Raw genomic sequence first — 6,255 nt, 5'->3', positions numbered from 1 at the left:
ACGCCTTCGCCTTCGTCGCATGCGTTTGGTGGGGCGTTTGGGTCAAGGGTATCATCTTTGTCTGGTGTGGTGTTTGCAACGTTTCCAGCCGCATCTTCTTGGGTTTCATCAAAAAGCTCGCAATCCATTTTTGTGGTGTAACCACCTGTTTTATCAAGCTTGTGTTTAACGCTTTTGATGCGCCATTCTGCTGGAATATAGAGGCGGAAAGGGGGCTTTTGAACAAGCTTTGCTTCTGCTTGTACAAAGGGATCACCACCAATATCACATGAGAAAGAAGATTTGCCACGAGATGATTTGTTGCGATAAGCAGCAATGGCCGCAACAGCTTCTGATTGATTGTGGTAGGTGTATTTGAGTTCATGAAAAGGCTCTTTACCAACCTTGACTTCCTTTTTTTCACCAGTGCGGATATCATGATAGCTTGCGATAACACCGCCTTTTTTCTCTTCTTCTTGCTCTTGATTTTCAGATGTTTTGGCTTCCGTCTCTTCTTTAGGCAAATTGGGGGCGTCACTTTCATCCATATGGATCACATCTTCGCTGTCATCAATTTCCTCTGGTTCTCGTGCATCAGCGGCGGCTTTTTGATCATCTCCTGCATCTGTCTTTAATCCATTGGCGGCACCTGCTTCATCGCGTGCACTGTATTTAAAATCCCAAGAGGTACATTGTTTTTCATGGATGACAACGACGGGCAGTGTTTCACCGGTAATGGCTTTGCCTTCACCCCGTTTGGCAAGCACCAATTTGCCATCAACGGGTTTTGCTACCGCATCATAGTTTTCTGCAAGGCGCGTGGCAAAAGCCATATCGCTTTCAGAAGTTTGGTCAATGTGACGCACAACAATTTTGGCAAGAGCAGGGTCAACTTTTGGTGTATAGCCATTGCGCTGTGCTATCTCTTGAATAATACTGCCAAGGGTTTGTTGGTGATAGGATTGGCTTTTGGGTGTTCTATAAGACGTGTTCATAGAGGCGGCGCGTCCTGTAACACTTAAGCTTTGCGGTGGGCTGCTTACAGAAATTTCGTCTATCAGATAGGCTCCCATATCGCGGTTTTTCCCGCCTTCATAGCCAAGTGTTATGGAAATAACTGTCCCGATAAGAGGAATATCAAGAAAGCCGTTATCACTGTCACGCGCACGGTCATCAAGCTCTATAGTGATACGATCACTTTTGTTTTCTGCTTCATCGGTAATTTCAATTGATAAAACATAGTCCATCAGCATTCTTGTGATGTCCTCTCCATTTGCCAGAACCATGCAAAAAGGTTTCATGATTTGCTACCCCAAATTCTGATTACTGGTGTGGCTTTCGGATAGGGGAGGGTTGGTAAGAGTATCGTGATGCCTGCTTTTAAAATGGGTCCATAGTTTGCAAGCCCCAAATTCGCTGCATAGACGCGTTCAACAGCAAGGGCTTGTTGACCCTTTGCATAGTATCTCCAGCAAATGGCATCAACCATATCACCATCTTTGGTCATATAAAGATCACTCATAGGTCTTCACCATATTCTCTCAACTTTATTGTAAATTCTTGTTTTTTGGGGATGCCATTATGATGAAAAATGCTTTGTTTTTCCTCTACAGAAAGAATGACAAACTTACCTAAGATTTTGCCTTGACCAGTCACAAGAATGTGAGGTCCTTCATGTGCCATTTGCCGTAAATATTCGAGCTGTCTGTGACCACCTTTGAAATCTGGATAAATCACACCAGTTAAAGAAAATTCCGCATTTGCAACGGCAGGCAATTGAAGAGCTGCTTTGCGCCCCAATCGTCCTTGCTCTACCCATGGAACCCCATAAGACATATCAAGTGTTTGATAAGCTGCTGTTTCAATCGAAAAAATAAAACCACCCAAAGCTAACATCATGGTATTTAATCCGAAAGGCTAGAGGCTATGGCTAAACGTTGCTGTTTTGCATAGCGTTCAAGTGCTTGATTGACTGCGTCTCTGATTTCATCTTTAAGACCATTGGGGACAGAAATATTTAAATTTGAAATCATCACGCGGGCGTCTACTTCAACGGGCTTATGAACCGTAATTGGCTTTGGAGCTTTAAAGGCACCTACTTTATTTGTTGCCTGCATTTGTCCTGTTTCAACGACACTTGTATTAAAACCACTCTTGCGTTTTTCAGGGGGGGTATTTGTAACCACTACTGTATCCAGCATTTTTTTTGCCCGTGCATTGGTCTCATTGGTAAAGGTTTTAATCGTCTCCGTTGAAGTCTTATTGATTGAAACATTAAACCCTAACTTTTCTTTCATCCAATTAGGCATCCAGCTGGTTAATTTCTTCATCATGCCGCTGAGCCAATCAGACAGAGCATTCCATTGGCTTTTGATACCGTCCCACAAGCTACCAATGAGATTGGAGCCTATTTCCATTAAATCGACACCAAACAGCCATTCAATGAGTTCATTGATTTTTTTCGAAATCCAAGAAAGTGGTGAAAAGTTTTTAAAGAGCGTCAAGAGGTTATTGAAAACGTTACTACATAAGCTGTAAAAAGAATCCCATAGCTTGCTTATAAAGCTTATGACTGTATCCCAATGTTTGTAGAGCAGATATCCAGCAGCAACAAGAGCTGCAATGCCGCCAATTATCCAGCCAATAGGTGTGGTCATGATAGCAACACCAAGCGATATAAAAGCGGAACTAACGGCAGTTATTGCCGAAATCAGTGTACCTACAAGAGTTAAAGCAAGACTGGCAACTGCGGAAGCAGCTGAGGCTAATGCTGAAAGCAGTGATCTTCCCAGAGTTGCGGAAAATCTAATAAAAGCTTTATCTGCTGTGATTATTTTTGAGAGCAGGGATTTTCCAAGTTTTACAGCCAGACCGGTAATTTTAGAACCAACAGAAGTGAAGGCTGAAAGCACTGGTCCTGAAAGAGCGAAAGCAAGCCTGATAAAAACTGCGCTTACTATGGTTAGTGATGTAAGTAGCCAGCCATTGATTTTGTCCCAATTTTTGTAGAGCAAATATCCAGCGCCTACAAGAGCTGCGATGCCGCCAATTAGCCATCCTATGGGCGTTGTCATTATAGTATAGCCAAGCGTGACAAACGCTGCTCCCGCTGCGGCTAATGCGGCAATGAGTGGACCAAAAATGAAGGAACCAAGTGCTACAAGTCCTACCTTAAAGAGGGTTATTTCACCAATTAGAGGTTCTAGCCATTGGAACCATACTTTAATCCTCTCTGTGAGATCACTGATACCTTTTCTTAAATCAGAGGTAGGATTAAGCAAATCATTAAAGACTTTTCTTAAGGTTTTCGCCCAGCTCGCAACAGTTGTTTGAATGAGGTCGCGGTTTTCATCAATCAACTTTGAAAAACCGTCAATCATATCATTAATCACGGGCATGAAACGGGCGCCAATAAAGCTCGCGATACCGCCTATTTTTTTCTTAAAAGCACCAAGCTTATCACTCAAATCTGCTGCATAGCGTGCGACATCGGCACCTATCAGCCATTTTCCTTTCCGCGCCTTTGCAAACAGTTCTTTAATGGGTGCCATGCCTTGTGCAAGCATGGTCGCCATTTCTTTACCATCGCCCCCAAACAGCAGAGCGGCAATATGCTGTCTTTGTGCTTGGCTTTTCATCTTACTCATCTTGTCGGTAATTTCTTCTAACAAGACAGAAGTGGATTTGAGTTTTCCAGAAGTGTTTTTGACAGAAATGCCAAGTGCTTCAAAGCCCATCATGCCTCTTTTTTGTCCAGCATAGGCTTGTGCTGAACGCCTATTTAAAACCGCTAAGGATTGTTGAAAAAGTTCGGCAGAAGTGCCTGAATTATCGGCTGCATCACCCCATAATTGAAGTGATGCAACACTCATATTTAAATGGTGTGATGCGTGATAAAGACTATCTCCCAGATGCATGGTTTTCATGGTGAGGGCGGCTACACTTGCCACAAGACCACCACCAGCAAGCCCTAAGACACCGGTAAAGACCGAAGCACGGCTTGCCGCCACTCCAAGAGCACTTTGAACGCCATGAAGGCTTTTTGTCATGTTTTTGACAGCAGCAGAAAAGCGGGGAATACCCAAACTATGTGAGAGTGTTTTTGACAATGTATCGAATTTTTTTTGAAGATGTTTGAGAGGTGCGGTGAGTTTGTCTTCAAGAGATAGCTTCACCTTTGCATCAGCAACTTTTTCACTCATTTTGTCTTATACCTTTCTGCTGCTTGATTTCGCCAGAATATGAGTTCTTGCGGTTCCATTTCCATCATCTTTGAAAGGGACCAATGGAACACAATGGTAATATCGGCTATGAGTTTAGCGGCGGTTTCCCAGTCGAGGTATCCCGCCGCTTGATAAAAGACTCCAAAATCTCTCCAATGCTCGACAAGTCATTAATATCGAGTTCTCCAACCGCTTCATGCGGCCATCCAGAAAGACGTGCGATCATAGCAATTGTTTGCTCTATGCCTTCTTTTTTATCGATTGCTTGCACATCTTTTGTTTTGGGGCGCCGTAAAGTAATTTCGGTGTGCTCTTTTCCCTCAAAAGTAACCGGTACAAGTAATTTATGTGTAATGCTTGTTTGTACTGTCATTTTATAATCCTATATTTTCTCTATGGTCTGCGAGTTGATTGACGCCATTGAATTTTCTCACCAAGTTGAGGACATCTATCTCAACGATTTCAACGTCCTTCTGGACATATTTGAAATACTGCAATGTGAATGTAGCCGTAGAAGTTGCTTTGCTGCCCGGTTGCCATTCTGCCATTTCAAAGCCTTTGCATAGTCCTCTCATGGTAATGACAACACCTTCTGCGGGTGTGCCTTGCGCTTGCATTGAACTTCGTAATGAAATGTCGACATCTGTGCGCCCCAACAGTGCCATCAATTCTGGAGAGCAATCAGAAATGGTCATGCTAAGTGTGAGGGTTTCAAGACCAAGGTCAACTTCAATAGAGCTATCCATGCCACCACCGCGATAACTTTCAACGACCAAACTCAAATTCGGTAGGGTGACACTTTCACATTTTGCTTGATAGGGAATACCGTCGACAAAAATGTTAAAATACTTCAAAACTCTTGGTAATACGGGTACGGTCATTAAAAAATCTCCTCTAAATAATCATTCACAATGCGTGAACGGAATGTGATGTGTTCTGCTGGTGTTGTTGGTGTGAATTCGACATTGAAATAGACTCTGCCGCCTTCAATGGCGCTTGCTGTGTTAAGCTCTAGATCAGGCGTACAGCGCCCACCAAGAATGGCGCCTTGTGCTTTTAAATCACGCAAATAGGCATTGACGCTTTCACTGACATCATTCATGTAGGTTTTTTTGATATTGCGGTCGACAGCCCATAGATGTCCGCGCAAAATGGCATCATTGATCATATCTGCGGTGCGTACTACGGATAAGAAAGCAAATTTTGTATCACTTGAAAGGGTGCGATTACCCCAGAGGCGATAACCATTTTCGCGGATAATTGTTGTGATGTTTTGTTCGTTAAGAAGGTTGGCGCGGCTTGATCTATCCCCAATGGAAAAATCAATAGGGCGTGCAGTTCCCACAATTCCATTGATCACTTTATTGGAAGGAGAATGCCAAAAACCATGGGTAAAATCTGTTTTGGCAATGACACCAGCAACCGCTGCACTTGCCGGCTGTTCTATGATTTTTCCATCACGATTTACCTTTACAAACGGGTCAATGAGAATGGCGCGTTTTGAATCAAAATCCTTTGCTGCGCTAAGGGCTGCTTCATCTGTCGTGTTTGGTGCATCAAGCACCACAATAGCACGCAGACGCTCTGCAATGCCAATCAGTTCTGCTGCGACGGGGTTGGCAGTTGCACCAGTTCCATTCTCTTCAATATTCACACTGGAAGGGCGTTGATGTGTAAAGCCTGGAGCGATGAGAATGCGTGGTGTTTGTCCTACAATGGATTGCGCTCCAATCAAAGCATGAACACCTTCATAAACACCATTTGCGTTTACACCACCCAGAATATTGGTGAGTGTTGCATTTTCATTGTCACCCTCGTGCACGCGTACGACAACGACAATGGCGCCTACTTGTTTAAAAATAAGATCAAGGGCATTGGGTAAGGTACCTTGACGCTTACCCGTTTTATCGAGTTTTGCAGCTTGTGAAAGAGAGCCTGCTACCAAAACCGGTGTGTTGAGAGGGAATGCTTGTTCATCGGCATCGGGTGCTGTGCCAACAATCCCGATAACTGCCGATTGTACCGCGCGAAGGGGTCGGGTGCCGTCGTCAAC

The 6,255-nt window shown here is 43.8% G+C and carries 8 protein-coding genes; all 8 read right to left on the bottom strand.

Annotation, left to right across the window (positions count from 1 at the left end; all coding sequences use genetic code 11):
• Window positions 1-1,280, bottom strand: a 1,280-nt coding sequence (locus ACFIMA_RS09010) for a contractile injection system protein, VgrG/Pvc8 family (RefSeq protein ID WP_375693382.1), incomplete at its 3' end; no start/stop codon positions are given.
• Window positions 1,277-1,501: a tail protein X gene (locus ACFIMA_RS09005; protein WP_375653729.1), complete on the bottom strand. Its 225-nt coding sequence runs from the start codon at window positions 1,499-1,501 to the stop codon at window positions 1,277-1,279. The genes ACFIMA_RS09005 and ACFIMA_RS09010, both read right to left, overlap by 4 nt.
• Window positions 1,498-1,878, bottom strand: coding sequence for a phage tail protein (locus tag ACFIMA_RS09000; protein WP_375630019.1), 381 nt, complete (start codon window positions 1,876-1,878; stop codon window positions 1,498-1,500). Before ACFIMA_RS09000 ends, ACFIMA_RS09005 begins: the two co-directional genes overlap by 4 nt.
• Before the next feature lie 5 nt (window positions 1,879-1,883).
• The gene (locus ACFIMA_RS08995) at window positions 1,884-4,181 is read right to left on the bottom strand and encodes a phage tail protein (RefSeq protein ID WP_375693381.1); all 2,298 of its coding nucleotides are present in this window, start codon (window positions 4,179-4,181) and stop codon (window positions 1,884-1,886) included.
• Window positions 4,178-4,240: a hypothetical protein gene (locus tag ACFIMA_RS08990; protein ID WP_245256443.1), complete on the bottom strand. Its 63-nt coding sequence runs from the start codon at window positions 4,238-4,240 to the stop codon at window positions 4,178-4,180. The genes ACFIMA_RS08995 and ACFIMA_RS08990 overlap by 4 nt, the downstream gene beginning before the upstream one ends.
• A 47-nt stretch (window positions 4,241-4,287) precedes the next feature.
• A complete protein-coding gene (locus tag ACFIMA_RS08985) occupies window positions 4,288-4,575 on the bottom strand; it encodes a phage tail assembly protein (RefSeq protein ID WP_375693380.1) in 288 nt (95 codons plus the stop codon).
• A gap of 1 nt (window position 4,576) precedes the next feature.
• Entirely contained in the window at window positions 4,577-5,083 is a 507-nt protein-coding gene (locus ACFIMA_RS08980) for a phage major tail tube protein (RefSeq protein WP_375618984.1), read from the bottom strand.
• Window positions 5,083-6,255: phage tail sheath subtilisin-like domain-containing protein (locus ACFIMA_RS08975; protein ID WP_375693379.1), on the bottom strand; the 1,173-nt coding region annotated here is incomplete at its 5' end. The genes ACFIMA_RS08980 and ACFIMA_RS08975, both read right to left, overlap by 1 nt.

It is taken from the genome of Bartonella sp. AP88HLJMH (assembly GCF_042195605.1).
In the GTDB taxonomy this organism is placed as follows: Bacteria; Pseudomonadota; Alphaproteobacteria; order Rhizobiales; family Rhizobiaceae; genus Bartonella.
This window is presented reverse-complemented; position numbering and strand designations above follow the sequence as displayed.

Bases quoted from the DNA above. Each gene is read 5' to 3' on its own strand.
- ACFIMA_RS08995 (WP_375693381.1), bottom strand. From the start codon at position 4,181: ATGAGTGAAAAAGTTGCTGATGCAAAGGTGAAGCTATCTCTTGAAGAC.
- ACFIMA_RS09005 (WP_375653729.1), bottom strand. From the start codon at position 1,501: ATGAGTGATCTTTATATGACCAAAGATGGTGATATGGTTGATGCCATT.
- ACFIMA_RS08980 (WP_375618984.1), bottom strand. From the start codon at position 5,083: ATGACCGTACCCGTATTACCAAGAGTTTTGAAGTATTTTAACATTTTT.
- ACFIMA_RS09000 (WP_375630019.1), bottom strand. From the start codon at position 1,878: ATGATGTTAGCTTTGGGTGGTTTTATTTTTTCGATTGAAACAGCAGCT.
- ACFIMA_RS08985 (WP_375693380.1), bottom strand. From the start codon at position 4,575: ATGACAGTACAAACAAGCATTACACATAAATTACTTGTACCGGTTACT.